Origin of the sequence: Bradyrhizobium guangxiense (genome assembly GCF_004114915.1) — a bacterium.
In the GTDB taxonomy this organism is placed as follows: Bacteria; Pseudomonadota; Alphaproteobacteria; order Rhizobiales; family Xanthobacteraceae; genus Bradyrhizobium; species Bradyrhizobium guangxiense.
Genome location: NZ_CP022219.1, coordinates 6,536,007 through 6,562,447, shown reverse-complemented (window position 1 = coordinate 6,562,447; position 26,441 = coordinate 6,536,007). Strand labels below are relative to the sequence as shown.

Here is a 26,441-nt window from a genome sequence, read left to right as displayed (position 1 = left end):
CGAAGTTGCCTGCTCGCCTCAACTCCTCCCTGTGATTATGGGTCCCCGCGTTCCGGGGACGACAGTGGAGTGTGCGGTTACGGTAGGGCGCTACTAGCCCGGATGCTTCTTCCCGCGCACCGCATTCCGGTCGATATCGCTCCGCTTCAAGAGATAATCCAGCCCGCCGACGCGGTACCAGCGATAACCGTAAGGCTCCAGCACGACGCGGTGCTGGCCGCGCTTGTCGGCGTGGCTGTGGTCCTCCGCGAGCAGATTGATCAGGTGCGCGCCGGCATCAGCAGGCAGCCCCGCCGAGAACGCGATCTCGCGCGGCTTCTCGTCGAGATTATGCACGAACAGCACCGAATTGTTGCGCCAGTCGTAGCGCATGATGAACACGGCCGGATCGCGCGTTGCAATGACCGTGAAATCGCCCCAGCCAACCTCCGGCACCTCTTTTCGCATGCGGACGATGCGCTCGGTCCAGTTCAGCATCGAGTTCGGATCGCGCCGCTGCTTGGCGACGTTGACGTGCGGATAGCCATACGGCCCCTTGTCGATCACCGGGCAGGCCGGCTTGTCGCTCTTGGTGAAGCCACCATGCGGCTCCGTTGACCATTGCATCGGCGTGCGCGCGCAATTGCGCTCGGGCAGCGAGAGGTCGTCGCCCATCGCGATCTCGTCGCCGTAGCGGATCACGGGCGTTCCCGGCAGCGTGCACATCAGGCTGTAGGCGAGCTCGAGTCGCCTGCGGTCGCCACCCAGCATCGGCGCGAGACGCCGGCGGATGCCGCGGTCGTAGAGCTGCATGTCCTTGTCGGGACCGAATGCCTTGAACACGGCATCGCGCTGCGCCTTGGTCAGGCGGCCGAGATCGAGTTCGTCGTGATTGCGCAGGAACAGGCCCCATTGCGCCGTGGCGGGCCGCGGCTTGGTCGCCTTCAGCGCCTTCGCCAGCGGACGGCAGTCGGCGGAGGCCAGCGCATAGAACAGATGCTGGTTGACGTGGAAGTTGAACATCATGTGCATGCGGTCGGCGTCGCGGCCGAAATACTCCATGTCCGTCTTCGGCAGCACGTTGGCTTCGGCAAGGATGATAGCATCGCCCTGCCGCCATTGCAGGAATTCGCGGAACGCGCGCAGCATGTCGTATTGCTCGACCGGCTTCTTCACCTTCGCGCCCTTGGTCGCGATCACGAAGGGCACGGCATCCATGCGGAAGCCGGAGACGCCGAGCTGGATCCAGAAGCCCATGATCTTGAGGATCTCGGCCTGCACATGCGGGTTCGACGTGTTGAGATCGGGCTGGAAATCGTAGAAGCGGTGGAAGTAATACGCGCCCGATTCCTTGTCGCGCGTCCAGGTCGATTTCTGCACGCCGGGAAACACCATGCCCTTATTGGCGCCGGCCGGCTTTGTGTCGGACCACACATACCAGTCGCGATAGGGCGAGTTCTTGTCGCGCCGCGCTTCCTTGAACCAGTGATGCTGGTCCGAGGTGTGATTGACGACGAGGTCGATGATGACGCGGATGCCGCGCTGCTTGCAGCCATGGGCGAACTCGACGAAATCGCCCAGCGTGCCGTAGCGGGGATCGACGCTGTAATAATCGGCGATGTCGTAGCCATCGTCGCGGCCCGGCGAGGTCTGGAACGGCATCAGCCAGATCGTGGTGATGCCGAGGCCATGAAGGTAATCGAGCCGGCGCAACAGGCCCTTGAAATCGCCGACCCCGTCGCCGTTGGCGTCCATATAGGAGCCGACGGACAGGCAATAGATCACGCCGTTCTTGTACCAGAGATCGTCGATCATGCGCGCAGCCTGGGTGGTTCCGCCCGGCTGGGCGGCTGCGTGATAAGCGCGTGGGGGAGGTGAGGTTCCGCGGCTCCATCGGGCAGTGTCCGCCTCTCACGGAATCGGCTACTCTCCCGCCATGGACAACACCGCCCGCAACATCGCCCTTGTGCCACCGCCCGATCGCCGCCAGTCCGAGACGGCGCTCGCGATTGCGCGCGGCACGTCCCGGCTGCTCCGTTCGCTCGGCTTCTCCTGCATCAGCGAATTGCCGCTGCCATCGGGCCGGCGTGCCGATCTGGTGGCGCTGAACGAGCGCGGTGAAATCTGGATCGTCGAGATCAAATCGTCGGTGGAGGATCTGCGTGCCGACCAGAAATGGCTCGAATACCGCGCCCATTGCGACCGGCTGTTCTTCGCCTTCACGCAGGACCTGCCGTGCGAGATCTTTCCGGAAGGCACCGGCCTGATCGTCGCCGACGCTTACGGCGCGCACATGCACTGCGAAGCGCCCGAGCACAAGCTCGCCGCCGCCACCAGGAAGCAGATGACGGTCCGGTTTGGAATGGCGGGGGCCTTGCGGATCAACCGCCTGGTCGATCCGCAGGGCCACGCAGATTTTTGGGAGTAGCGGCGCTACGCGCCTTTGCCCACCCTACGACGCCTTTACCTCGGCGCGCGCTTAGCCAGGATGCGCTGCAGCGTGCGGCGGTGCATGTTGAGGCGGCGCGCCGTCTCCGAGACGTTGCGGTTGCACATCTCGTAGATGCGCTGGATGTGCTCCCAGCGCACGCGATCGGCGGACATCGGGTTGGTCGGCAGCTCGGATTTCTCCGCACTGGTCGACAGCAGCGCCGCGACGACGTCGTCGGCATCGGCGGGCTTGGGGAGATAATCGATCGCACCCATCTTCACCGCGGTCACAGCGGTGGCGATGTTGCCATAGCCGGTCAGCACGATCGCGCGCGCATCCGGGCGCTTCTTCTTCAGCGCCGAGACCACGTCGAGGCCGTTGCCGTCGCCGAGCCGCAGATCAACCACGGCGTATGCGGGCGCTGCCTTGCCGATCTGCGCAAGGCCGTCCGAGACGGTATCGCATGACGTCACCGCAAAGCCGCGCGTCTCCATGGCGCGCGACAACCGCTCCAGGAACGGCTTGTCGTCTTCGACGATGAGCAGCGAGCGATCGGTCTGTTCGTTCAGTTCGGCGATGGCGTTCAAGGTTTTGTCCTCTCTCCAGCGCGTCTACATATGGCCTCGCAATCGGGCGGTGCCAAGGCCGCCGATAGTCGATCGGCCCCGTTGTGCGACGCAAGGTCGCGGCCTCAAGCGCGATGAATTCTCATCGCGCTCGCGGTTCTTGTTGTCAGCATGATCCTATCGGAAAACCGCTGAACACTTTTCCGGGATCATGCCTATCCTATTGTTTCTTCGAGGGTCTCGATAGCCTCAAAGCGTTGTCGCGGCCACGTGATCTGGACCACGGCACCGTGTTCCGGAAAGGTCCGGTTGGTAAACGAGACCTTGGCACCGGTGCGTTCGAGCAATGTGCGCGCGATGAACACGCCGAGCCCGAGGCCGCGCCGTTCGCCGCTGCCGTCATCCTGGCTGCGGCGCCGCGACAGATAGGGCTCGCCGATGCGGTTGAGGATGTCGGGCGGAATGCCGGGGCCGTCGTCGGAGATGACAAGCTCGATCGTGTCCCTGTTCCACCAGGCGTTCACCTCGACCGTGCTGCGGGCGAAATCAACCGCGTTCTCGACGATGTTGCCAAAGCCGTAGAGGATCGCCGGATTGCGCGAGCCGACCGGCTCGGCCACGGCGGCGACCGCGATCCGCACCTTGATCTCGACGCCGAAATCGCGGTGTGGGGCCACCACCTCCTCGATCAGCTCCGACAGCTTCATGCGGTCGAACGGCGCGCCCGTGGAGGACAGCTGGGTGATCTTGCTGAGGATATCGCGGCAGCGCTGGGTCTGCTCGCGCAGCGTCTTCAGATCGGCGGCAAAGCTGGGGTCCTTCACCGTCTTTTCCAGCTCGCGCGAGATCAGGAAGATCGTGGCGAGCGGCGTGCCGAGCTCATGCGCGGCCGCGGCTGCGAGCCCGTCGAGCTGGGTCAGATGCTGCTCGCGCGTCAGCACCAGCTCGGTTGCGGCCAGCGCGTCGGCGAGCTTGCGCGCCTCTTCCGTCACCTGGAACGAGTAGAGGCTGGTGACGCCGATCGCGAGCGCGATCGAGAGCCAGACGCCGACGAGATAGATCGGCGGCAGCACCAGCGGATCGTCGGAATCCCAGGGCAGCGGCAGGGGGAAGAAGAACAGCACCGAAGCGCAGGCGACCGCGAGCAGGCCGAGGCCGAATGTGAAGCGCGCCGGCAGCGCCGTGGCCGAGATCAGCACTGGCGCGAGAAACAGGAACGAGAACGGGTTCTGCAAACCCCCGGTGAAGAACAACAGCCCAGCCAGTTCCACGATGTTCAGCGCCAGCAGGCCAGCCGCCTGCATCGGCTCCAGCCGCTGCATCGGATTGACCGCGGTCTGGAGCGCCAGATTCAGCGACGCCGACAGGGCGATGATGCTGACGCAGGGAACGATCTCGACATTGAACTCCAACCCCTGCGCCACGATGAAGATCGCGGCGAGCTGGCCCAGCACCGCGAGCCAGCGCAGCCGGAGGATCGTGTCCAGGCGGATATGCCGCTGCGCGTGGCGGAAGCTGGAGGCGGCAATTTCGGTCATATCGGCCAATGTGGCGGCGCCTTCTAAGGTCACATACGCTGGGCTCGCGGAACCACCGGATTACAAGCCTTGCGCTCCCTGCCGCAATAGCAGAAGAACGGTCAGCATGACCGAGAACGAAAAGGCTTCAAGCCGGCCGACTGTCGCGGAGCACATCCCGTCCGCGGCGATCGCGGTCGATCACGTCGTCAAGGTCTACAAGCAGACCCGCGCCGTCGACGGCATCTCCTTTTCGCTGCCGCGCGGCAGCATCACCGGGCTTCTGGGCGGCAACGGCGCCGGCAAGACCACGACCATCGCGATGATCATGGGCCTGGTGCTGCCGACCTCCGGCCGCGTCCAGGTGCTCGGTCATGAGATGCCCGAGGAGAGCGCGGCCGTGCTGGGGCGGATGAATTTCGAGAGCCCCTATGTCGACATGCCGATGCGGCTCACGGTGCGACAGAACCTCACCGTTTTCGGCAAGCTCTATGCCGTGAAGAACCTCGCCGGCCGCATTGCCGAGCTTGCCGAGGATCTCGACCTCACCGACTTCATCGACCGTGCCAACGGCAAGCTCTCCGCCGGGCAGAAGACCCGCGTCGCGCTGGCCAAGGCGCTGATCAACCAGCCCGAGCTGTTGCTCCTGGACGAGCCGACCGCCTCGCTCGACCCTGATACCGCCGACTGGGTGCGCGCGCATCTGGAGCGCTATCGCAAGCAGAACAATGCCACCATCCTTTTGGCTTCGCACAACATGCTCGAGGTCGAGCGGCTCTGCGACCGCGTCATCATCATGAAGCGCGGCCGCATCGAGGACGACGACACACCGGAGGCGATCATGGCCCGCTACAACCGCACCACGCTGGAGGAGGTGTTTTTGGATGTCGCGCGCGGCCGGGCGAATGGCGCCAAGGAGGCGGTGAGGTGAGCAAATCTCTGAATGGCTACGGGAGAGCGCCATGACCGCCGTCTCCCTCCACCGCGGCATCTCGGTCCATCGCATCGGCGCGATGATCCTGCGCTATTGGTATCTCCTGCTGTCGTCCTGGCCGCGGCTGCTCGAGCTCTTGTACTGGCCGGCGCTGCAGGTCATAACCTGGGGCTTTATCCAGTACTACATCGCGCAGAACGCCAGCTTCTTCGCCCGCGCCGGCGGCACGCTGATCGGCGCCGTCATCCTCTGGGACATCCTGTTCCGCGGCCAGCTCGGCTTCTCCATCTCGTTCCTGGAGGAGATGTGGGCGCGCAATCTCGGCAACCTCATGATGAGCCCCTTAAGGCCGATCGAGTTTCTGCTGTCGCTGACGGTCATGAGCCTGATCCGGCTTGCGATCGGGATCATCCCGATGACACTGCTGGCGCTGTTCCTGTTTCACTTCAACGTCTATGCGCTCGGCCTGCCGCTGATCGCCTTCTTCTGCAACCTGATCTTCACCAGCTGGTCGGTCGGCATCTTCGTCTCGGGCCTCGTACTGCGGAACGGCCTTGGCGCCGAGAGCATCGTCTGGACGATGATGTTCGCGATCATGCCGCTCGCCTGCATCTATTATCCCGTCAGCGTGCTGCCGGTCTGGCTGCAATACGTCGCCTGGACGCTGCCGCCGACTTACGTGTTCGAGGGCATGCGCGCGCTCCTGATCGAGAACAGCTTCCGCACCGACCTGATGCTGGATGCACTGGCCATCAATGCCGTGCTTCTGGTTGCATCTTTTGGGGCATTCCTTGCCCTTTTGCGCAGCGCCAAGCGAAACGGCTCGCTGCTGTCTGGCGGCGAATAGTGTCACTTTCTCGTGGATTCAGGCTGTTTTGCCCGGGTTCGGCTACGTAGATGTACGGAACCATGCATTGACGCAATATTACGCATTCGGCAGTATGCTGCGATGCGAAGAGGAATATAGCGATGCCCATTGGTGAGTTTGGCGGCGCGCCGCCCCTGGCGGCCGAAGGCAGTCCGGTCCTGACGACGCCGATGTACTGGATGTATGAGATGGCGCACGCCTCTCTCAATCCGGCACGTGCGGTTACCGACGCCACCAAGCTGCTGTTTCAGAATCCGCTCAATCCCTGGGCGCGCACCGAGGTGGGCAAGTCGGTCGCCGCGGCCTGTGAATTGTTCGAGCGCACCACGCGCCGCTACGGCAAGCCGGAATGGGGTCTCGACGACACCGAGGTCAATGGCATCCGCGTCCCCGTCGAGATCCGTTCGGTCTGGGAAAAGCCGTTTTGCCGGCTGCTCTATTTCGATCGCAAATTCACCCGTCCGCTGCGCAGCCCGCAGCCGCGCGTGCTGATCGTCGCGCCGATGTCCGGCCATTATGCGACGCTGCTCCGCGGCACGGTCGAGGCCTTCCTGCCCGCGCATGAGGTCTACATCACCGACTGGGCTGATGCCCGCATGGTGCCGCTCAGCGAGGGCCGTTTCGATCTCGACGATTACATCGACTACATCATCGAGATGCTGCACGTTCTCGGCGGCAACACCCACGTCATGGCGGTGTGCCAGCCCTCGGTGCCCGTCGTCGCCGCGGTCTCGATCATGGAGGCGCGGCGCGATCCCTTCGTGCCGATCTCGATGACGCTGATGGGCGGGCCGATCGACACCCGTCGCAATCCGACCGCGGTGAACGACCTCGCCCAGGAGCGCGGCATCGACTGGTTCCGCAACCACGTCATCACCAAGGTGCCGTTTCCGCATCCGGGCATGATGCGTGATGTCTATCCGGGATTCCTGCAGCTCAACGGCTTCATCAGCATGAATCTCGACCGGCATATGGACGCCCACAAGCAACTCTTTGCCCATCTGGTGAAGGGCGACGGCGACCTCGTCGACAAGCATCGCGAATTCTATGACGAATATCTCGCGGTGATGGACCTCTCCGCCGAGTATTACCTGCAGACCGTCGATACCGTTTTCGTGAAGCACTCGCTGCCGAAGGGCGAGATGACCCATCGCGGAACACGCGTCGATCCCTCCAAGGTCACGCGCGTCGCGTTGATGACGGTCGAAGGCGAGAACGACGACATCTCCGGTCTCGGTCAGACCGAAGCGACGCACACATTGTGCAGCTCGATTCCCGATCATCGCCGTGTTCATTACGTCCAGAAGGGCGTTGGACATTACGGCGTGTTCAATGGATCGCGCTTCAGGTCGGAAATCGTGCCGCGCATTCATGACTTCATGGTTTCGGCGGCGAATCCGAGTTCATTGCAGGCTCGCGCCGCCGAATAACCCGGGTTTTCGGCTTTCCCGTCAAAAAATCAGACCCTGCCGCACGTCCCGGCCGGGTCTGTTTTCCTCCAGATTCGCGGTATTTAGGTAGCTTTATAGGAGTGAGTCTGTCCTCACCCCTTGGGGGTGTCGCATGCGTCCAGCGGGGGCGAAAAAACCCGGTTCCGACCCCAGTCTGTAGGGTCTCCCGGACTCCAGACCGCTGTATATTGGGCAAATGATTTGTTTTTGCGCCGAGCGCTTTCCCTGGCGGCGGTTATGGCAGAATCCGGGCGCTCTCCTGCCCCCCGGACTGACAGACATGGCCACTCGCGCACTCCTCTATCGTCGGCCTCACGAACCGAAGACCCTCGTCATCACCCACGGATCGCAGTTTTTTGCCATCCGATTGCGCCGGCATCGCCGTGCGCGCCGCTACACGCTCAGAATCCATCCGAGCGATCGCGAAGCCATCCTCACCATGCCGCCGCGCGGCACGCTGGCCGAGGCCAAGGACTTTGCGCAGCGCCACGGCGCGTGGATTGCCGCGCGTCTCGGTCGCCTGCCGAAGGCCGCGCCGTTCCAGCCGGGCACGGTGATACCGCTGCGCGGCACGCCGCATCGCATCGTTCATCGCGCCGGTCAGCGCGGCACGGTGTGGACCGAGATGCGCGATAGCGGCGAACGCATCCTCTGCGTCGCCGGCGGGCTCGAACATGTCGATCGCCGCGTCGGGGACTTCCTCAAGCGCGAGGCGCGCCGCGACCTCCAGCGTTCGGCGGAGGCCTACGCTGCCGAGCTCGGCGTCAGGGTCAAGCGGCTCTCGATCCGCGATCAGTCCAGCCGCTGGGGCTCCTGCACCTCGGCCGGCTCGCTGTCATTCTCCTGGCGCCTGATCCTCGCGCCGCCCTTCGTGCTCGACTACCTCGCCGCGCACGAAGTCGCCCATCTCGTCGAGATGAACCATTCGGCGCGGTTCTGGCGCGTGTGCGGAAAAGTCTGCCCGTCGATGGAGCGCGCCAAGAAGTGGCTCGACACCTACGGCAACGATCTGCACCGGTACGGGGCCGAGGATTAGGGCCTCGGCCGCAGATCACGCCCTCGGCGCTAACTCAGCAAGCACTGTCATCGCCCGCGAAAGCGGGCGATCCAGTATTCCAGAGACCGCCGTTGTCGAGTCGAGAAGCTGCGGCGTACTCGATGCCCCGCTTTCGCGGGGAGACAGCGTAGGGCCCGTTCGGTATTTTTGCCGCCCGCGCAAGCCGTTGATTTCGTTATCTCCGGCTACTGTGCATGGGCTTGTTTTCGCGATTTTTGTTCTGAGGTCACCTGCGACCTCAGACAGAATCTATCGGTTTCCGCCAAACAGCCGGTCCATCAGCCAGCCATCGAGCCCTGCCGCAGCCTCCGGCCGCGCATTGGCGCGTGTCGGTGGCGGTGGGCGATAGACGCCCGTGTTGACCGCAGCCGGTGCGGGCGCGATCGCCGTGGGCGGTGACACCTGCGAGGCCGCCTGTGCGAGGTTCGATAGCCCCCAGCCGCCTGCCGAGCTCGGCAGGGCTGCCACCGCCACGCCCTCGTGCGCGGTGCGCATGAAGCGCGACCACACTTCCACCGGCAGGCCGCCGCCAGTGGCCTTCTTGGTCGGCGAGTTGTCGTCATTGCCGAGCCAGACGCCGGTAACGAGGTTGGCGGTGTAGCCGATGAACCAGGCGTCGCGATAATCCTGGCTGGTGCCGGTCTTGCCAGCCGCGGGCCAGCCCCGGATCTCGGCCTTCTTGGCGGTGCCCGATATCAGCGTCTCCCGCATCATCGCGTTCATCATGCCGACATAGCGGGGATCGATCACCGGATTGCGCTCCTCGGGCTGGCGCATGTAGAGCAGCTTGCCGCTGAGCGTCCGGATCCGCGTGACCACATGCGGTGCGACCGCGAAGCCGCCATTGGCGAACGGCGCATAGGCGCCGACCAGTTCGACCACCGAGACCTCCGAGGTGCCGAGCGCGATCGAGGCGTTGGGCTCGAGCTTGGAGGAGATGCCGAGCCGGTGCGCGGTGCGGACCACGTTCTTCGGTCCGACCTCGAGCCCGAGGCGGATGGCGACGGTGTTGAGCGACATCGCCAGCGCCTGCGTCAGCGTCACCGCGCCGAAATATTCATGGGTGTAGTTCTCAGGCTTCCAGCCCTTGACCTCGATCGGCGCGTCCTGCCGCACCGTGTCCGGGGTCAGGCCCTGCTCGAGCGCGGTGAGGTACACGAACGGCTTGAACGAGGAGCCCGGCTGGCGCTTGGCCGTCACCGCGCGGTTGTACTGGCTCTCGGAATAGTTCCGCCCGCCGACCATGGCGCGCACAGCGCCGTCGGGCGTCATCGCCACCAGCGCGCCCTGGCTGACATTGAACTTCACGCTCTTGGCCGCGAGTTCGTCGATGATGGCCGCTTCCGCCACGCTCTGCAGCTTCGGATCGATCGTGGTTTCGACCTTGATGCTCTCGTCGATCTGGCCGACCAGGTCGTCCAGCACCTCGCCGATCCAGTCGGCGACGTAGTTGACGGTGCCGGCCCCCGCCGGCTTCACATTGTAGGAGGGATGGCCGATCGAGGCCTTTGCCTGCGCGTCGGTGATGAAGTTGGCATCCGCCATCGCCGCGAGCACGATCTGCGCGCGCGCCTCGGCGCCTTCGGGATTGCGGTTCGGTGCCAGGCGCGAGGGCGACTTGACGAGGCCGGCCAGCATCGCGGCCTCGGCGACGGTGACGTTCTTGGCCGACTTGCCGAAATATTTCTGCGCCGCCGCCTCGACGCCATAGGCGCCGGAGCCGAAATAGACGCGGTTGAGATAGAGCTCCAGGATCTCGTTCTTGGAATGCTTGCGCTCCAGCCAGATCGCGAGCTCCGCCTCTTGCAGCTTGCGCTGCATGGTGCGCTCCTGGGTCAGGAACAGATTCTTGGCGAGCTGCTGCGTCAGCGTCGAGCCGCCCTGCGACACGCCGCGATGGAGCACATTGGTGACGAGGGCGCGCAGGATGCCGACAGGATCGATGCCGAAATGCGAATAGAAGCGGCGGTCCTCGATGGCGATGAACGCCTTCGGCAGGTAAGGCGGCAGGTCGCTCAGCGCGACGTTGGCGCCGGCCATCTCGCCGCGCTGCGCCAGCACGCTGCCGTCGATGCCGACGATCTGGATCGTCGGCGGACGCTTTGGGATCTCCAGCGACTGGATCGGCGGCAGATGGGCGCCGACATAGATCACGACACCGGTCACGGCGATGAAGCCCCACAGACTCAGCACCGCGCCCCAATAGACGAGGCGGCCAAGGCTGAAGCCGCCGCGCGACTTCGTGCGTCGCTTGGCGCCGCTGCGGCCGGCCGGCGCCTTGCGCTCGCGCGGCGGCTCGTCGCCAGCATCCTCGCTCTTGCGCTTGGCGGATGATTTCGCTGGTTTCTTCGGCTTGTCGTCGCCGCCGGGAATGCGATCGGCCGGGTTCAGGCGCAGATCGGCGAGCGCTGCGGGCAAGCCGAACAGCGGCTCCTTCCGCCCACCCTTTTTCTTTCCCCACGCCATACGCAATCCGCCCGGTCAGCCCGCCCCGCCGAGACGCTAGCGGTCGCTGTTTAAGGCCCGGTTCCCCCGGTGTTAACGCGTGATTAGGAGGTGGGGCATTCGCCTGCCGCAGTTCCGCATCCACGGCGACAAAGCTAGGATCGCCGGCACAAGAAGAGGAAGCATACGAGGAGCGCTCATGGGCCATATCGATCCGACCAAGGAGATCTTCGCGCAGTTCCGGGAGAACGACCGTCCCGGCCCGATCCACATGCTCAATCTGGTGCGGTTGCGGAAAGAAGCGGCCTACCCTGATGGCCGCAAGGCAAGCGGCGCGGAAGCCTATGCGGCCTATGGCCGCGAGAGCGGCCCGGTGTTCGAGCGCCTCGGCGGCCGCATCGTCTGGCAGGGCAGGTTCGAGCTGATGCTGATCGGCCCGCAAGACGAACGCTGGGACCATTGCTTCATCGCGGAGTATCCGAGCGTCGCGGCTTTCGTCGAGATGATCCGCGATCCCGTCTATCGCGAGGCGGTCAAGCATCGCCAGGCCGCGGTGGAGGATTCTCGGCTGATTCGGCACGCGGTGCTGCCGGTGGGGAAGAACTTTGGGGAGATACCGGCATAAGGTGTATTCGCGCGCCACTCTCTCTCCCCGTCATCCTGAGGTGCGAGCGGCGCGATGCAAAGTATCGCGCGGGGAGCCTCGAAGGATGCACGGCCCGGATGCTTCCGCGCGGCCGCCGGCCGGGCCGTCGCCCTTCGAGGGCCGCTGAAGAAGCGGCCACCTCAGGGTGACGGTGTTGGATTGAGCCTGCTTCAAACAAAATCGGCGGCCCGCAGGCCGCCGATGTCATTCAGAGATCGACCAACCACTAACCCGCCGGACCTGCGTCCTCCAGGATCGGGCCGAACAGCTCCCAGCGCTCGCCGTTGAACTTCATCATCTGAAGCTGCTTGTTGACGCGGTAGTCGGTCGGCGAGGTGTTGGCCTTGATGCCGGGCAGCGACAGGTCGAGCTCCACGTCCTTCAGGCTGGTGGCGACCTTCATGACGTTCTCGCGGGTGAGGTCGTCGCCGCATTTCTGCAGGACGTAAGCCATCAGCTGCGAGGTCGAGTAGCCGTAGCTGTTGAAGCTCGAGTCCTTGTCGCCGTCCGGATAGTACTTGGCCATGAACTCGAAATATTTCTTCATGCCGGGATCGTCCTTCCAGGTCGGATCGAGCGGATCTTTGCCGTAATTGACGCTGATCACGCCCTTGGACGCTTCAAGGCCTGCGGGCTTCATCACGGCGCCGACCGACGTGGCGTTGATGTCGAGAATGTGCACGGGATGCCAGTCGAGCTCGGCGATCTTCTTGATCGCCTGCGCGGCCTGTTTCGGCGTCGTGGCGCTGAAGAACAAGTCGGCGCCTGCCGATTTGATCTTGAGGATCTGCGAATCGATGGTGGGGTCGGACACCTCGTATGAAGCTTCCGCGACGATCATGCTGGAGGCCTTGTCTCCAAGCCCGGCCTTGATGCCGTTCAGATAGTCTTTGCCGAGATCGTCGTTCTGGTAGAGCACGCCGATCTTGGCATTCGGATGGTTCTTGATGATGTACTGGCCGTAGATGCGGCCTTCGACGAAGTAGTTGGGGTTGAAGCCCATCGTCCACGGGAAGTTCTTGGGGTCGGTGAACTTCGAGGCGCCGGTGGCCGCGAAGAGCTGCGGCACTTTCTTGGCGTTGAGATATTTCTGCACGGCAGCGTTCGACGGGGTGCCGAGAAGCTGGAAGGTGAGCAGCACCTCGTCGCTCTCGACGAGCTTGCGCACCTGCTCCACGGCCTTCGGCGGCGAATAGGCGTCGTCATACTGGACCAGGTTGATCTTGCGGCCGTTGATGCCGCCCTTGTCGTTGATCATCTTGAAATAGGCGGCCTGCGTCTTGCCGATCGTGGCATAGGCGGAAGCGGGGCCGCTGAACGGGTTGGTCTGGCCGATCTTGATTTCGGTGTCGGACGCGCCGGGATCATATTTCTTCTGGGCATTGGCTGCCGAGACCGACAGCGCCAAGGCGAGCGCCGTGCCAGTGACCAGATGCAAAAGTCCGTTCCTCATTCGCAATTTCCTCGGTTTGTTATCGCGGACGATCTTTCCGCCACCGTGGCGGCGGACGTCATCGCTGGACGCGAGTGTGGCGAAGGCTTTGCTGCGACGCAAGATTACATGCTGGTCACGGCAGCGACTTTAGTCGAACCGGCACGGGGACCTGCAGGCATGGTTGACGACGTGGGCAGCGTGAAAAGCAGGACGCTCCGCACCGTGGGTGCGGAGCGTCCGCAACGTGACTCTGCCCGGGCAGAGGCGGGGGATCCCGGACGTGCTAGCCCGATGGTCCGGTGTCCTCGATGATTGGTCCGAACAGCTCCCAGCGTTCGCCGTTGAACCTCATCATCTGCATCTGCTTGTTGACGCGGAAGTCGTTCGGCCCGGTGTTGATCTTGATGCCGGGCAGCGCGAAGCTCGGCGTGAAGTTCTTGATGTTGGCGACCTGCCTCATGATGTTCTCACGCGTCAGATCGTCGCCGCATTGCTTCAGCACCTGCACCAGCAGCTCCGCCACCGAATAGGCATAGGTGTTGACGGTGTTGAGCTTGTCGCCTTCCGGGAAATACTTGTCCATGAAGGCGAAGAAGGCCTTCACGCCCGGATCGTCCTTCCACTGCGGGTCGCCGGGCTCCTTGCCATATTGGGTCGAGATGATGCCCTTGGAGATATCGAGGCCGGCCGGCTTCAGCGTCGCCGAGATCGGGCTCGCATTGATGTCGACAATGTGCACGGGCGACCAGCCGAGGTCGGCAAGCTTCTTGATCGCCTGTGCCGCAAATTTCGGGGTCGAGGCGTCGAAGAACACGTCGACACCCATCGACTTCAGCTTGACCACCTGGGAATCGACGGTGGGGTCGGTGACCTCGTAGGAGACCTCGCCGACGATCATGCTGGCGGCCTTGTCGCCGAGGCCGCTCTTGAGGCCGGCGAGATAGTCGCGGCCCATGTCGTCGTTCTGGTAGAGCACGCCGATCTTCGCGTTCGGGTGCTCCTTGAGAATGTATTTGGCGTAGATGCGCCCCTCGGACACGTAGTTGGGATTGTAGGCGATGGTCCAGGGATAGTTCTGGGGATCGTTGAAGCGAGCCGCGCCGGTCGACGCCAGCAACTGCGGCACCTTCTTGCCATTGAGATATTTTTGCACGGCTGCATTGGCGGCGGTGCCGATCAGCTGGAAGGTAAACAGCACCTCGTCGCCCTCGACGAGCTTGCGCACCTGCTCCACCGTCTTCGGCGGCGAATAGGCGTCGTCATATTGGATCAGGTGGATCTTGCGGCCGTTGATGCCGCCTTGATCGTTGATCATCTTGAAGTAGGCGGCCTGGGTCTTGCCGATATTGGCGTAGACGGAATAGGGGCCCGAGAACGGCACGGTCTGGCCGATCTTGATCTCGGTGTCGCTCGCCCCGGTGTCGTATTTCTTCTGGGCCAGGGCTTCACTTACGAAGGCTTGGCTCGCTGAGAACGCGAAGGCGAGCGCCGCCGTGGCAGCTAGAAAGGCTCTGCGATTGCTCATCTGGGGTGTTCCTCCTGACGGAATTTTCGGCCGACGGTCTTTTCCGTTGATTGCAACGGTCGCCATCGCTGCCGAAGATTGTGGAGGAAGGCTTGCCGCCGCGCAAGGATTGCAGCGCTGCGCCGTACCGTCTCAGGCCAGGGAGCCTTAAGGTCAGGCGCGTCAGGCCAGGAACAATGCAACCAGCGCGACCGCCGCCGGCAGCGCCTGCACCATCAGGATGCGACTGCTGACGGTCGCGGCGCCATAGGCGCCGGCGACGATCACGCAAAGCAGGAAGAACACCTTGACCTGGAACGCAAAGGCCGGGTTGCCGTGGACGAGACCCCAGATCAGGCCGGCGGCGAGGAAGCCGTTATAGAGGCCCTGGTTGGCGGCCAGCACCTTCGTGATCTCAGCCTTCTCCGGCGTATTGCGAAACACCTTCAGGCCCTGCGGCTTGTCCCAGAGAAACATCTCCAGGATCAGGAAGAAGACGTGCAGCGCGGCGACCAGCGCCACCAGGACATTGGCGATCAAGATCAAGGTGAGCCCCCCAAAAGCGTCAGCTTTCGGGTGGACGTTAGCATGGCCGGCGTGGCAAGTGCGATGGCGCGTTTCGATGCAATGGTGCCGCAATGGCCAGCCGACCGACCAAACCATTCGCTAGCTTCGGCCTCGATCGCCTGACCACGCCGATCGGCATCGCGCTGCTCGTCACCGATGCCGAGGGCGCCTTGCGCGCACTCGACTGGGAAGACTACGAGCACCGCATGCGCGAGCTGCTGCGTCTGCACTACGGCGCGGTGAATCTGAGCGACCGACCTGCGCCCGCGGCCATGCGGACGGCACTGTCGGGCTATTTCGAAGGTGAGCTTGGTCAGCTCTCGTCCATCGCCTGGCGCATCGCCGGCACGCCGTTCCAGCAAAAGGTCTGGACTGCGCTGGCGAAGATTCCCGCCGGCACCACGATGAGCTACGGCGCGATGGCTGCGAAGATCGATATGCCGAAGGCCATTCGTGCGGTTGGTCATGCGAACGGCTCCAATCCGATCAGCGTCGTGCTGCCGTGCCATCGGTTAATTGGCGCAGACGGCTCGCTGGTGAAATATAGCGGCGGCCTGGAGCGGAAGAGGTGGCTGCTGCGGCACGAGGGCGTGGAGGTTTGAAGACGTAGTACGCCGAACTCTCTCCATTCGTCATTCCGGGGCGCGCGCAGCGCGAACCCGGAATCCATTTATCCGCGTCACCAGTGGCTTGATGGATTCCGGGTTCGCCGCTGCGCGGCGCCCCGGAATGACGAGCGGAGAGAGACGCGCGACTGCCCGCTACGCCGCCGGCTGAACCGCCTTGTCGCCGGCCATCACATGGGTCAGCGCGCTCTTGATCGCGGCCTGGCGTGTCGGCGCGTTGATCTGCGCGCCGAGGAGGTCGGTGACGTAGAACACGTCGCGCGCGCGCTCGCCGAAGGTCGCGACGTGGGCCGATGCAATGTTGAGATTGAGCTTCGAAATTGCCGTGGTCAGCTCGTAGAGCAGGCCGGGGCGGTCGAGGCCGGAGACCTCGATCACGGTGTAGCGGTCGGACCATTGGTTGTTGATGGTCACTTCCGGCTCGATCACGAAGGGTCTTGCCTTGCTGCGCACGGTGCGCCGCGCCACCACCTCCGGCAGGCGCAGCTTGCCTTCCAGCACGTCCTCGATCATCTCGCCGATGCGGGTGGCGCGCCGTCCCTCGTCTTCGTCGCGGTCGTATTCCCGGGAGATCGAGATCGTGTCGAGCGCGCGGCCGTCGGTGGTGGTGTAGATCTGGGCGTCGACGATGTTGGCGCCGGCTGAGGCGCAGGCGCCGGCGATGATCGAGAGCAGCCAGGGATGGTCGGCCGCGAAGATCGTCAGCTCGGTGACGCCGCGCACCTCGTCGAAGCCGACATTGATCGCGAGCTTGTGGCCGGCCTGCTCGCTGGAGCGGACGAAGCGGGCGTGGCGGATCTTGCGCGGCAGCTCGACCTTGAGCCAATAGGCCGGATAGTGCCGGCCGATATAGGCATCGAGCTCGTCCGCCGGCCATTCGGCGAACGCCATGCGGAACTCGGCGTGGGCGGACGCAAGCCGTTTTCCCCGGTCGACCTCCGAGAAGCCGCCGGTGAGCACTGGCTCGGTCTCGTAATAGAGCGAGCGCAAGAGCTGCGCCTTCCAGCCGTTCCAGACGCCCGGGCCGACGCCGCGGATATCGGCGGTGGTCAGGATCGTCAGCAGCTTCATCTGCTCGACCGACTGCACCACCGCTGCGAAGTTCTCGATGGTCTTGCGATCCGAGAGGTCGCGCGACTGCGCGACCGTGGACATCGTCAGATGCTCCTCGATCAGCCAGGCCACGAGCTCGGTGTCGGCAGGGCTGAAGCCGAGCCGCGGGCAGAGCCGGCGCGCGACCTTGGCGCCGGCGATCGAGTGGTCCTCCGGCCGGCCCTTGGCGACGTCATGCAGCAGCGTCGCGATGTAGATCACCGATCGGTGCTCGGGCCGGGACTTGCGCATGAGGTCGCTGGCGAGCGCGAACTCCTCGACGCCGCCGCGCTCGATGTCCTGCAGGAAGCCGATGCAGCGGATCAGGTGCTCGTCGACGGTGTAATGATGATACATGTTGAACTGCATCATCGAGACGATCTTGCCGAAGGCGCGAATGAAATGGCCGAGCACGCCGGTCTCGTTCATCCGCCGCAGCACGGTCTCGGCGTCGTTGGAGGTGAGAATCTCCATGAATAGCCGGTTGGCCTCGGGATTCTCCCGGAGCTGCGCGTTGATCAGGCCCAGCGAGCGCGTCACGTCGCGCATCGCATCCGGATGGAAGGCGAGGTTGTTCTTCTGCGCGAGGCGGAAGATGCGGATCAGATTGACCGGATCGTGCTTGAAGACGTCGGGCGCGGCGACGTTGATGCGGTTGTTGTCGACGATGAAGTCGTCGCTGTCGGGGACGCGCCGCTTCACCGCGCTCGGCCGCAGCCGCGCCATCATCCGGCTCAGCACCGGCGCGGGCTTGGCCTGCTGGTCCTCGAGCTTGGCGCAGAGGATGGCGGTGAGATTGCCGACCTCCTTGGCGACCAGGAAGTAGTGCTTCATGAAGCGCTCGACGTCCTGCATGCCGGGATGTGAGGTGTAGCCGAGCCGCACCGCGATCTCGCGCTGAAGGTCGAAGGAGAGGCGCTCTTCGGCGCGGCCGGAGTAGAAGTGCAGATTGCAGCGCACCGACCAGAGGAAATCGGCGCAGCGGCGGAAGGTGCGGTATTCCTGCGCGTCGAACACGCCGCGCTCGACCAGCTCGCTGGTGTCGCGCACGCGGTAGACATATTTGGCGATCCAGAACAGCGTGTGCAGGTCGCGCAAGGCGCCCTTGCCGTCCTTGACGTTGGGCTCGACCAGATAGCGCGACTGGCCACCGCGGCGATGCCGCTCCTCGCGCTCGGCGAGCTTTGCAGTGACGAATTCCGACGCGGTGCCCTGCACCACCTCCTTGTCGAAGCGCGCGACCAACTCGTCATAGAGCGGCTTGTCGCCGGTGAGGAAGCGCGTCTCCAGGATCGCGGTGCGGATAGTCATGTCGCCGCGCGCCTGCCGGATCGACTCGTCCACCGACCGCGTAGCGTGGCCGACCTTCAGCCCCATGTCCCAGAGGCAATACAGGATCGCTTCGGCGACCTGCTCGCCCCAGGCGGTCTGCTTGTAGGGCAGGATGAACAGGAGATCGATGTCGGACTCGGGCGCCATCAGGCCGCGGCCGTAGCCGCCGGTCGCGACCACCGCCATGCGCTCGGCGCCGCTCGGGATCGGCGAGCGGTAGAGATGCCGGGTCGCCGCCGAATACAGGATGCGGATGATCTCGTCCTGGACGTGACACAACCGCTCGGCGCAGCGACGGCCGTGGCGGTCCTTCAAGAGGATTTCCTGGGCCGCGGCGCGCGCCGCGATCAGCTCGGCCTTGAGCAATTGCGCCATGGCCGTGCGGAACGCGTCCTCGCGTCCCTGATGCTTTTCGGCAAGCGCATCGACCGCGGCGGTGATCCGCGCGGTGTCGAAACGATCATCCACCTCGGCCTTGTGCTCAGTCGCGACGCTGTCCATGTCTCACCGGATATAAGAGGTGGCAGGCGCTGTCCCCCGCCATTCTCTGGCAATAGTCGTTCCATGCTGGAAAGCTGTGGCTTCGCGCAAATCGGTTCTCGGCCGACGGGCTTTCGAGGGGCGGATCTTCTCGTTGATATCTAGATATAACTCGTTGAAAAACAATGAAATTGTCGATGGCTCGGGCGCGACCATTTCACGACGCGTCCTGCTGGCAGGGGCGGCTGCGCTCGCCGCGATTCCTGCGGGAAAGGAAGCGGATCCGCTCAAGGAAATCCGCATCGACTGGGCGACCTATAATTTGGTGTCGATGGTCATGAAGCAGAAGGGCTGGAGAAGGAGTTCGCCAAGGACGGTATCACCGTCACCTGGGTGCCGTCGGGCGGCTCCAACAAGACGCTCGAATTCCTCAATGCCGGTTCGATCGATTTCGGCGCGATCAGGGGCTCGGCGGCGCTGGTCGCCAAGATCAGCATCCCATCAAGTCGATCTGCGTCTATTCGCGCCCTGAATGAACCGCGCTGGTGACGGGCGAGGACTGCAAAAATCGCTGATGTCGCGGATCTCAAGGGCAAGCGCGTCGCGGTGACGCGCGGCACCGATCCGCACATCTTCCTGTGCGCGCGCTGCTCGGTGCCGGCCTCACCGAAAAGGACATCGCGGCGGTGCTGCTCCAGCACGGCGACGGCAAGACCGCGTTGATCCGCGGTGATGTCGATGCCTGGGCCGGCCTCGACCCGAGGATGGCCCAGGCCGAGGAGGGCGCAAAGCGGTTCTACCGCGAGGCCGACGCCAACACCTGGGGCAATCCTCAATGTGCGCGAGCAGTTCTTGAAAGACTATCCGGACGCAGCTCGCCGCGTGCTCACGGTTTACGAGGAAGCCGCTGTTCGGGAATTTCAAACGAAGTGTGCTGACGTCACTCGACCGCAGCGTGCCCGACCGTGACGCAACCCAGGGTCCCGGTCAGGCCATGTGGTGGTGACAATTCGCCGCCAAGCCGGTACATCGAGAAGCGATTTTTCCGGGAGTGAACGAAAATGGACGCTGCAGAGCTGCGCCAGATGCAGGCTCCGATCAAGGAGCGCTACAAGGCCGATCCCAAGACCGCGCTCATCACATTGAAGGCCAAGGGCTCCACCGACAGTGAGGGTATCGCCTGCAAGATCGAGACCGGCCGGGCCATCGCAATGGCAGGCCTGCATCCGGCCACTGGCGGCTCCGGCCTCGAGCTCTGCTCCGGCGACATGCTGCTCGAAGCCCTGGTCGCCTGTGCCGGCGTCACGCTGAAGTCGGTCGCGACCGCGATCGAGGTGCCCTTGAAGACCGGCAATGTCTATGCCGAGGGCGATCTCGATTTCCGCGGCACGCTCGGCATCGATAAGGAGACCCCGGTCGGCTTCACCGAGATCCGCCTGCGCTTCGAGGTCGACACGCCGGCGCCGCAGGACAAGCTCGATCTCCTGCTCAAGCTGACCGAGCGCTATTGCGTGGTCTACCAGACCATCAAGAATGGCCCGAAGGTCTCGGTGTCGATGCAGAGGATGTGACTCTCTAAAACCCCTCCCCTGGAGGGGGAGGGTCGATCGCGCGTAGCGCGAGCGGGGTGGGGTGATCTCTCCATTCGCGCACTGTCTCGGTCGAGAGACTGTCACCCCACCCCGTCTCATACTTCGCTCCGCTCCATATGAGCCGACCCTACCCCTCCAGGGGAGGGTAAGAAGCCAAAAATGTCCCCCGACCTCCACTTCATTCTCTTCCTGCTCCTGCGCATGGCGATCGCCGCGACGTTCGTCGTGACGGCGTCGATCATCACCGAGCGCGCGGGTCCGGTGATCGGAGCGCTGGTCGCGCCCCTGCCGATCTCGGCCGGTCCGTCCTACGTCTTCCTCGCCATCGATCATGACGCCGCCTTCATCGCCCAGGGTGCGCTGGCGAGCCTGCCGATCAATGCGGCGACCATCTTCATGTGCCTCACCTATGTCGTGCTGGCGCAGCGGAACAATCTTCTGGTGAGTTGTGGAAGCGCGGTCGCGGTGTGGATCGTGCTTGCATCGATCATCCGCCAGTTCGACTGGCCGCTCACGGCGGGGCTTGCCGCCCACCTGATCGCCTTCGGCATCTGCATTCCGCTCCTGGCCGGCTACCGCCATGTCAAAATGCCGCTGGTGACGCGCCGCTGGTACGACGTGCCGATGCGAGCAACACTGGTCGCGACGCTCGTCGCCATCGTCGTTTCGACCTCGGGCTGGGTCGGTCCGCGCATCAGCGGCATCATCGCGCTATATCCCGTGGTCTTCTCCAGCATCATGGTGATCCTGCATCCGCGCATCGGCGGCCCGCCGACCGCGGCCGTGCTCGCCAACTCTGCCTGGGGCCTGCTCGGATTCGGCGCGGCGATCGCTGTTCTGCACGTCGCGGTGGTGTCGTACGGCTCGGTCGTCGGTTTGACTCTCGCGCTCGGCACTTGCGTCACCTGGAACCTGACGCTGTGGGGAATTGGTCGGCGCGCGATGCGCAAGGCGCGGCCGACGCCGTGAGACTACGGACATGCGTGACCGGGCGTCGCGAAAAGCCGAATGCGGCACGTTCAGTTCACGTCAGCCAGTGACCAGGCATCTTTCCCAACCCGTTGAATGAGAAGCATCATTCCAAATCCTGCCGAGCTGTTTCAGTCCGCGCTCCGGCGGCTCTCGCGTGGGCGGGCTGATTCATCCCCGTCGAATTCCCGACAGTAGAATTAGAACTTTGTTCGAGCTTTTCCCGTACGAATGATGCTGCGTACCCGCTCCGCTGTCATCGGCGCGAACTCGTCCGAGCTGCATCCGAGTGCAGGGACTCGCGGGAATTGTAGTTTGAGTACGGCTGTCTTGCCGCGACGGTCACTTCCCCTAACAGCTGTCCACGTCATTTCGAGATGGAGATTGTTTGATGTTCGGTCGCAAGTCCCAGATAGATGCACAAGCCCGGCTCGATGCGATCGGCCGCTCCCAAGCTATGATCGAATTCAATCTGGATGGGACGATCATCACGGCCAACAAGAACTTTCTCGACGCCCTGGGCTATCGGCTTTACGAGATCCAGGGCAAGCATCACTCCATGTTCGTGCCGGCCGACCAGCGCGACAGCGCCGAGTACAAGGCGTTCTGGGCTGCGTTGAACCGTGGCGAGTGTCAGGCCCGCGAGTTCAAGCGGATCGGCAAGGGCGGTCGCGAGGTCTGGATCGAAGCAGCCTACAATCCAGTGCTCGACGGCAATGGCAAGACGGTGATGGTCGCCAAGATCGCGACCGACATCACCGCGAAGAAGATGCGGAGCATGACGGATGCGTCGAAGATCGCCGCCATCAGCCGAGCCCAGGCGGTCATCGAGTTCAAGCTCGACGGCACCATCGTCACCGCCAACGAGAATTTCTGCAAGGCGCTCGGCTATTCGCTGGCCGAGATCGAGGGCAAGCATCACAGCCTGTTCGTGGCCGAGGCCGACCGCAACAGCGCGGCCTATCGCGAGTTCTGGGCCGCACTCAACCGCGGCGACTACCAGGCTGGCGAGTTCAAGCGCATCGGCAAGGGCGGCAAGGAGGTGTGGATTCTCGCTTCCTACAATCCGCTGCTCGACGAGGCCGGCAAGCCGTACGGCGTCGTCAAGTTCGCGACCGACGTGACTGCGGAGAAGCTGAAGAACGCCGATCTCGCCGGTCAGATCGCGGCGATCGACAAGGCCCAGGCCGTGATCGAATTCAACATGGACGGCACGATCATCACCGCGAACGCCAATTTCCTCAGCGCGCTCGGCTATTCGCTGGCCGAGATCAAGGGCAAGCATCACAGCATGTTCGTCGAGCCCAGCGAGCGCGACGGCGCCGCCTATCGCGAGTTTTGGGCGGCACTCAACCGCGGTCAGTACCAGGCGGCCGAATACAAGCGCATCGGCAAAGGCGGCAAGGAGGTCTACATCCAGGCGTCCTACAATCCGATCCTGGATCTCAACGGCAAGCCGTTCAAGGTCGTCAAATATGCCACCGACACCACGCGGCAGGTGCTGGTCCGGATGGGCAACGAGCGCGTGCGCGGCATGATGGAATCGGTCGCGGCGGGGTCGGAGGAGCTGAACGCTTCGGTGCGCGAGATCTCCGAGGCGATGACCAAATCCCGCGAGACTGCGATGAGCGCAGTGGACCAGGTCGCCGCGGCCGACGCGCAGGCGCAGCGCCTGACCGAGGCGGCGCAGTCGATGAGCGGCATCGTCGAGATGATCAACAGCATCACCGGCCAGATCAACCTCCTGGCGCTGAACGCCACGATCGAATCCGCCCGGGCCGGCGAGGCCGGCCGCGGCTTTGCCGTGGTCGCCTCCGAGGTGAAGAGCCTCGCCAACCAGGCCAAGCAGGCCACCGACAAGATCGGCCAGGAGATCGGCAGCCTCAACGGCATCTCCGGCGACGTCGTCAGCGCGCTCAGCTCGATCAAGCAGGCGATCAACAACGTCAGCGAATACGTCACCTCGACCGCGGCCGCCGTCGAGGAGCAGAGCACGGTGACGAACGAGATGTCGACCAGCATGCAGCGCGCCGCCGCGGAAGCGGCTGCGATCGCGGCAAGGGCGTAAGCCAGGCGGTTGGAATCTACGGCATCGCTTACTGCTTCGGCAGCTTGGCCTTCAGCGCATAGAGCGCATCGAGCGCCTCCCGCGGCGACATCTCGTCGGGGTGCAGCGCCTTCACGGCTTCCATCAGCAGCTCCGCCTCGCTCGGCGGCGCGGCTTCAGCCGCGGCGCGCGAGGGCACGGCGAACAGCGGCAGATCGTCCACCAGCGCGCGCGCGGTCTGGCCGCGATCCTGTGCCTCCAGCTTGGAGAGCACCGATTTGGCGCGCGTGATCACCGCCGGCGGCAGGCCGGCGAGTTTTGCCACCTGGATGCCGTAGGAGCGGTCGGCCGAGCCCGGCAGCCCCTCGTGCAGGAACACGACGTTGCCCTGCCACTCCTTCACCCGCACGGTGGCGTTGAATAGCCGCGGCAGCTTGGCCGAGAGCGCGGTCAGCTCGTGATAATGCGTCGCGAACAGCGTGCGGCAGCGGTTGCTCTCGTGCAGATGCTCGATCGCCGCCCAGGCGATCGAGAGGCCGTCGAAGGTGGCGGTGCCGCGGCCGATCTCGTCCAGGATCACGAGCGAGCGCTCGCCGGCCTGGTTGAGGATCGCCGCGGTCTCGACCATCTCCACCATAAAGGTGGAGCGGCCGCGGGCGAGGTCGTCGGCGGCGCCGACGCGCGAGAACAGGCGGTCGACGATGCCGATCCGCGCGCGTGTCGCCGGGACGAAGCTGCCGATCTGCGCCAGCAGGGCAATCAGCGCATTCTGGCGCAGGAAGGTGGATTTGCCGGCCATGTTGGGACCGGTCAGCAGCCAGAGCTGGCCGGACTTTTGCGCCGGCGCCGGCGACAGGTCGCAGGCGTTGGCGATGAATGGCTCGCCGTTGCGCTTCAGGGCCTGCTCGACCACGGGATGACGGCCGGCTTCGATCGCAAAGCCGAGGGAGTCATCCACCTCGGGCCGCACGTAATGATCGTCGACGGCGAGCTTTGCGAGCGAGGTCGCGACGTCGAGCAGAGCGAAGGCGTGGGCGGCGGCGCGCAGATCGTCGCTGATCGCCATGGCCTTTGCCGACAGCCGCTCGAAAATCTCGAGCTCCAGTCCAAGGGCACGGTCGCCGGCATTGGCGATCTTGGCCTCGATCTCGCCGAGCTCAGATGTCGTGAAGCGCACCTGGCCCGCCAGCGTCTGGCGATGGATGAAGGTGGCGTTCAGCGGCGCCGACATCAGCTTGTCGCCGTGCTGGGCGGTGACCTCGACGAAATAGCCGAGCACGTTGTTGTGGCGGATCTTCAAGGCCTTGACGCCGGTGTGGTCCGCGTAACGGGCCTGCATCGAGGCGACCACCAGGCGCGAGGCATCGCGCAAGTTGCGCGCTTCGTCCAGCGCCGGCTCATAGCCCTGGCGCACGAAGCCGCCGTCGCGCTTGATCAGCGGCAGCTGCTCGTCGAGCGCCGTCGCCAACTCGGCAGCGAGCTCGCGCGACGGCCGCTGCAGCGCCGCCATCACCGCGGCGATCTCCTGCGGCGGTTGGTCAAGCTCGGAAAGTCGCAGCAGCACCTGGTCGGCGGCGATGATGCCGTCGCGCAGGCCGGCAAGGTCGCGCGGGCCGCCGCGGCCGACCGAGAGACGGGCCAGCGCCCGCGACATGTCGGGCGCGCCGCGCAAGATGCTGCGGATGTCCTCGCGCGCGGCGGAATCGGTAACGAAAGTGCTGACCGCGTCCAACCGCCGCGCGATTGCGGGCGCGTCCGTCAGCGGTGCCGCCAGGCGCTGCGCAAGCAGGCGCGAGCCCGCCGACGTCACGGTGCAGTCGATCGCGTCGAGCAGCGAGCCGCGTCGTTCGCCCGCGAGCGTCCGCGTCAGCTCGAGATTGGCGCGTGTGGCCGGGTCGATCGCCATGGTCGCGCCCGAGGCCTCGCGCGTCGGCGGCGACAGCGGCGGATGCTTGCCGACCTGGGTGCGGTCGACATAGGTGACGGCGGCCGCTGCCGCGGTGGCCTCGAGGCGCGTGAGCTGGGACAGGCCGTCCATGGTCGCGACGGCAAAGTAGTCGCACAACCGCTTCTCGGCGGTGGCGCCGTCGAAGACGTCGCGGGTCAGCGGCGTCACGGCCGGCAGCTCGCGCAGGGTCTGTCCGAGCTCGCTGTCGTTATAGAGCGCGTCGGTGACGATGGCCTCGTTCGGGTTGATGCGCGCCAGCGTCGCGGCGAGCTCGCCGCCCGAACACTCGGTGACCATGAATTCGGCGGTCGAGATGTCGATCCAGGCGAGGCCGAAGCGGTCGCCGCCGGCGGATGAGCGCGCCCGCGCGATCGCGAGCAGATAATTGTTGGCACGCGCATCGAGCAGCGTGTCCTCGGTCAGCGTGCCCGGCGTGACCAGCCGCACCACGCCGCGGCGGACCACGCTCTTGTTGCCGCGCGCTTTCGCTGCCGCAGGGTCCTCGGTCTGCTCGCAGACCGCGACCCGATGGCCGGCCGAGATCAGGCGGTGCAGATAATCCTCGGAGCGCTCGACCGGCACGCCGCACATCGGGATGTCGGCGCCCTGATGCTTGCCGCGCTTGGTCAGGACGATGCCGAGCGTCCTGGAGGCGATCTCGGCGTCCTCGAAGAACAGTTCGTAGAAATCGCCCATTCGGTAGAACAGCAGCAGGCCCTGATGCGCCGCCTTGATCTCGAGGTACTGTTCCATCATCGGCGTGACGCGCGCGGCGGCTTCCGGCTGCGGTGCCGGCGCTCCGTCAGGGGGCGGGACAGGTATCGGCTGTTGCATGGTCATGGGCGGCGCAACCTACAAAATTTCGTCCCGTGGTCCTATCGGTTTGGCCGGTTTTCCACGCCGTCATTCCGGGGCGCCCGAAGGGCGAGCCCGGAATCCATCGGGCCGCAAATCG

At 64.5% G+C, this 26,441-nt stretch carries 19 protein-coding genes and 1 pseudogene; 11 read left to right on the top strand and 9 right to left on the bottom strand.

Annotation, left to right across the window (positions count from 1 at the left end; translation table 11 throughout):
• Positions 1–93: 93 nt before the first annotated feature.
• Positions 94–1,794 carry an alpha-amylase family protein gene (locus X268_RS31410; protein WP_128928534.1) on the bottom strand — a complete coding sequence of 567 codons (1,701 nt, stop codon included), beginning with the start codon at positions 1,792–1,794 and terminating at the stop codon, positions 94–96.
• A 121-nt stretch (positions 1,795–1,915) separates the two neighbouring features.
• On the opposite strand from X268_RS31410, the gene X268_RS31405 reads away from it, so the two are divergent.
• Positions 1,916–2,407 carry an MmcB family DNA repair protein gene (locus X268_RS31405; protein ID WP_128928533.1) on the top strand — a complete coding sequence of 164 codons (492 nt, stop codon included), beginning with the start codon at positions 1,916–1,918 and terminating at the stop codon, positions 2,405–2,407.
• Between the two features lie 35 nt (positions 2,408–2,442).
• On the opposite strand, the gene X268_RS31400 is transcribed toward X268_RS31405, so the two are convergent.
• Both X268_RS31400 and X268_RS31395 read right to left on the bottom strand, forming a co-directional pair.
• Positions 2,443–2,997 (bottom strand): ActR/PrrA/RegA family redox response regulator transcription factor, encoded by a 555-nt coding sequence (locus X268_RS31400; RefSeq protein WP_128928532.1) that lies wholly within the window; start codon positions 2,995–2,997, stop codon positions 2,443–2,445.
• A 194-nt stretch (positions 2,998–3,191) separates the two neighbouring features.
• Positions 3,192–4,514, bottom strand: coding sequence for an ActS/PrrB/RegB family redox-sensitive histidine kinase (locus X268_RS31395; protein WP_128929450.1), 1,323 nt, complete (start codon positions 4,512–4,514; stop codon positions 3,192–3,194).
• Positions 4,515–4,620: 106 nt separating this feature from the next.
• Between X268_RS31395 and X268_RS31390 the strand changes: the two genes are divergently transcribed.
• The 4 genes from X268_RS31390 (at position 4,621) to X268_RS31375 (ending at position 8,782) form a co-directional block, all read left to right on the top strand.
• Positions 4,621–5,424, top strand: a complete 804-nt coding sequence (locus tag X268_RS31390; protein WP_128928531.1) for an ABC transporter ATP-binding protein — start codon at positions 4,621–4,623, stop codon at positions 5,422–5,424.
• A 31-nt stretch (positions 5,425–5,455) separates the two neighbouring features.
• Positions 5,456–6,274 carry an ABC transporter permease gene (locus tag X268_RS31385; protein ID WP_128928530.1) on the top strand — a complete coding sequence of 273 codons (819 nt, stop codon included), beginning with the start codon at positions 5,456–5,458 and terminating at the stop codon, positions 6,272–6,274.
• Positions 6,275–6,396: 122 nt separating this feature from the next.
• Entirely contained in the window at positions 6,397–7,725 is a 1,329-nt protein-coding gene (locus X268_RS31380) for a polyhydroxyalkanoate depolymerase (RefSeq protein ID WP_128928529.1), read from the top strand.
• A 217-nt stretch (positions 7,726–7,942) separates the two neighbouring features.
• Positions 7,943–8,782 (top strand): M48 family metallopeptidase, encoded by an 840-nt coding sequence (locus X268_RS31375; protein ID WP_128928528.1) that lies wholly within the window; start codon positions 7,943–7,945, stop codon positions 8,780–8,782.
• A gap of 270 nt (positions 8,783–9,052) precedes the next feature.
• Here the strand turns inward: X268_RS31375 and X268_RS31370 are convergent, their stop codons facing one another.
• Entirely contained in the window at positions 9,053–11,269 is a 2,217-nt protein-coding gene (locus X268_RS31370; protein WP_128928527.1) for a transglycosylase domain-containing protein, read from the bottom strand.
• 178 nt (positions 11,270–11,447) lie between these two features.
• On the opposite strand from X268_RS31370, the gene X268_RS31365 reads away from it, so the two are divergent.
• Complete coding sequence (locus tag X268_RS31365) at positions 11,448–11,873, top strand: DUF1330 domain-containing protein (RefSeq protein ID WP_128928526.1); 426 nt, start codon at positions 11,448–11,450, stop codon at positions 11,871–11,873.
• A gap of 247 nt (positions 11,874–12,120) precedes the next feature.
• On the opposite strand, the gene X268_RS31360 is transcribed toward X268_RS31365, so the two are convergent.
• The 3 genes from X268_RS31360 to X268_RS31350 all read right to left on the bottom strand — a co-directional run bounded on the left by X268_RS31360 (position 12,121) and on the right by X268_RS31350 (position 15,373).
• Positions 12,121–13,347: an ABC transporter substrate-binding protein gene (locus X268_RS31360; protein WP_128928525.1), complete on the bottom strand. Its 1,227-nt coding sequence runs from the start codon at positions 13,345–13,347 to the stop codon at positions 12,121–12,123.
• Between the two features lie 265 nt (positions 13,348–13,612).
• Positions 13,613–14,854, bottom strand: a complete 1,242-nt coding sequence (locus X268_RS31355) for an ABC transporter substrate-binding protein (RefSeq protein ID WP_128928524.1) — start codon at positions 14,852–14,854, stop codon at positions 13,613–13,615.
• A gap of 162 nt (positions 14,855–15,016) precedes the next feature.
• Entirely contained in the window at positions 15,017–15,373 is a 357-nt protein-coding gene (locus tag X268_RS31350; RefSeq protein ID WP_208764477.1) for a DUF1304 domain-containing protein, read from the bottom strand.
• A gap of 98 nt (positions 15,374–15,471) precedes the next feature.
• Between X268_RS31350 and X268_RS31345 the strand changes: the two genes are divergently transcribed.
• Positions 15,472–16,002, top strand: coding sequence for a methylated-DNA--[protein]-cysteine S-methyltransferase (locus X268_RS31345; RefSeq protein WP_128928523.1), 531 nt, complete (start codon positions 15,472–15,474; stop codon positions 16,000–16,002).
• 159 nt (positions 16,003–16,161) lie between these two features.
• On the opposite strand, the gene X268_RS31340 is transcribed toward X268_RS31345, so the two are convergent.
• Positions 16,162–18,951, bottom strand: a complete 2,790-nt coding sequence (locus X268_RS31340) for a [protein-PII] uridylyltransferase (RefSeq protein WP_128928522.1) — start codon at positions 18,949–18,951, stop codon at positions 16,162–16,164.
• 193 nt (positions 18,952–19,144) lie between these two features.
• Here X268_RS31340 and X268_RS31335 point away from each other — a divergent pair.
• From X268_RS31335 to X268_RS31315, 4 genes and pseudogenes are all read left to right on the top strand, one after another.
• Positions 19,145–19,836 (top strand): annotated as a pseudogene (locus X268_RS31335) (ABC transporter substrate-binding protein); the annotation flags it as partial.
• A gap of 155 nt (positions 19,837–19,991) precedes the next feature.
• Positions 19,992–20,501 (top strand): OsmC family protein, encoded by a 510-nt coding sequence (locus X268_RS31325; RefSeq protein WP_128928521.1) that lies wholly within the window; start codon positions 19,992–19,994, stop codon positions 20,499–20,501.
• A 180-nt stretch (positions 20,502–20,681) separates the two neighbouring features.
• Positions 20,682–21,491 (top strand): hypothetical protein, encoded by an 810-nt coding sequence (locus X268_RS31320; RefSeq protein WP_128928520.1) that lies wholly within the window; start codon positions 20,682–20,684, stop codon positions 21,489–21,491.
• A gap of 391 nt (positions 21,492–21,882) precedes the next feature.
• Entirely contained in the window at positions 21,883–23,559 is a 1,677-nt protein-coding gene (locus tag X268_RS31315; RefSeq protein ID WP_128928519.1) for a methyl-accepting chemotaxis protein, read from the top strand.
• Between the two features lie 28 nt (positions 23,560–23,587).
• Here the strand turns inward: X268_RS31315 and mutS are convergent, their stop codons facing one another.
• On the bottom strand, positions 23,588–26,326 hold the full coding sequence (mutS, locus tag X268_RS31310) for a DNA mismatch repair protein MutS (protein WP_128928518.1): 2,739 nt from the start codon (positions 26,324–26,326) through the stop codon (positions 23,588–23,590).
• Positions 26,327–26,441: the final 115 nt, after the last annotated feature.

Bases quoted from the DNA above. Each gene is read 5' to 3' on its own strand.
- X268_RS31410 (WP_128928534.1), bottom strand. From the start codon at position 1,794: ATGATCGACGATCTCTGGTACAAGAACGGCGTGATCTATTGCCTGTCC.
- X268_RS31405 (WP_128928533.1), top strand. From the start codon at position 1,916: ATGGACAACACCGCCCGCAACATCGCCCTTGTGCCACCGCCCGATCGC.
- X268_RS31395 (WP_128929450.1), bottom strand. From the start codon at position 4,514: ATGACCGAAATTGCCGCCTCCAGCTTCCGCCACGCGCAGCGGCATATC.
- X268_RS31390 (WP_128928531.1), top strand. From the start codon at position 4,621: ATGACCGAGAACGAAAAGGCTTCAAGCCGGCCGACTGTCGCGGAGCAC.
- X268_RS31385 (WP_128928530.1), top strand. From the start codon at position 5,456: ATGACCGCCGTCTCCCTCCACCGCGGCATCTCGGTCCATCGCATCGGC.
- X268_RS31380 (WP_128928529.1), top strand. From the start codon at position 6,397: ATGCCCATTGGTGAGTTTGGCGGCGCGCCGCCCCTGGCGGCCGAAGGC.
- X268_RS31375 (WP_128928528.1), top strand. From the start codon at position 7,943: ATGATTTGTTTTTGCGCCGAGCGCTTTCCCTGGCGGCGGTTATGGCAG.
- X268_RS31370 (WP_128928527.1), bottom strand. From the start codon at position 11,269: ATGGCGTGGGGAAAGAAAAAGGGTGGGCGGAAGGAGCCGCTGTTCGGC.
- X268_RS31365 (WP_128928526.1), top strand. From the start codon at position 11,448: ATGGGCCATATCGATCCGACCAAGGAGATCTTCGCGCAGTTCCGGGAG.
- X268_RS31360 (WP_128928525.1), bottom strand. From the start codon at position 13,347: ATGAGGAACGGACTTTTGCATCTGGTCACTGGCACGGCGCTCGCCTTG.
- X268_RS31355 (WP_128928524.1), bottom strand. From the start codon at position 14,854: ATGAGCAATCGCAGAGCCTTTCTAGCTGCCACGGCGGCGCTCGCCTTC.
- X268_RS31345 (WP_128928523.1), top strand. From the start codon at position 15,472: ATGGCCAGCCGACCGACCAAACCATTCGCTAGCTTCGGCCTCGATCGC.
- X268_RS31340 (WP_128928522.1), bottom strand. From the start codon at position 18,951: ATGGACAGCGTCGCGACTGAGCACAAGGCCGAGGTGGATGATCGTTTC.
- X268_RS31325 (WP_128928521.1), top strand. From the start codon at position 19,992: ATGGACGCTGCAGAGCTGCGCCAGATGCAGGCTCCGATCAAGGAGCGC.
- X268_RS31320 (WP_128928520.1), top strand. From the start codon at position 20,682: ATGTCCCCCGACCTCCACTTCATTCTCTTCCTGCTCCTGCGCATGGCG.
- X268_RS31315 (WP_128928519.1), top strand. From the start codon at position 21,883: ATGTTCGGTCGCAAGTCCCAGATAGATGCACAAGCCCGGCTCGATGCG.
- mutS (WP_128928518.1), bottom strand. From the start codon at position 26,326: ATGACCATGCAACAGCCGATACCTGTCCCGCCCCCTGACGGAGCGCCG.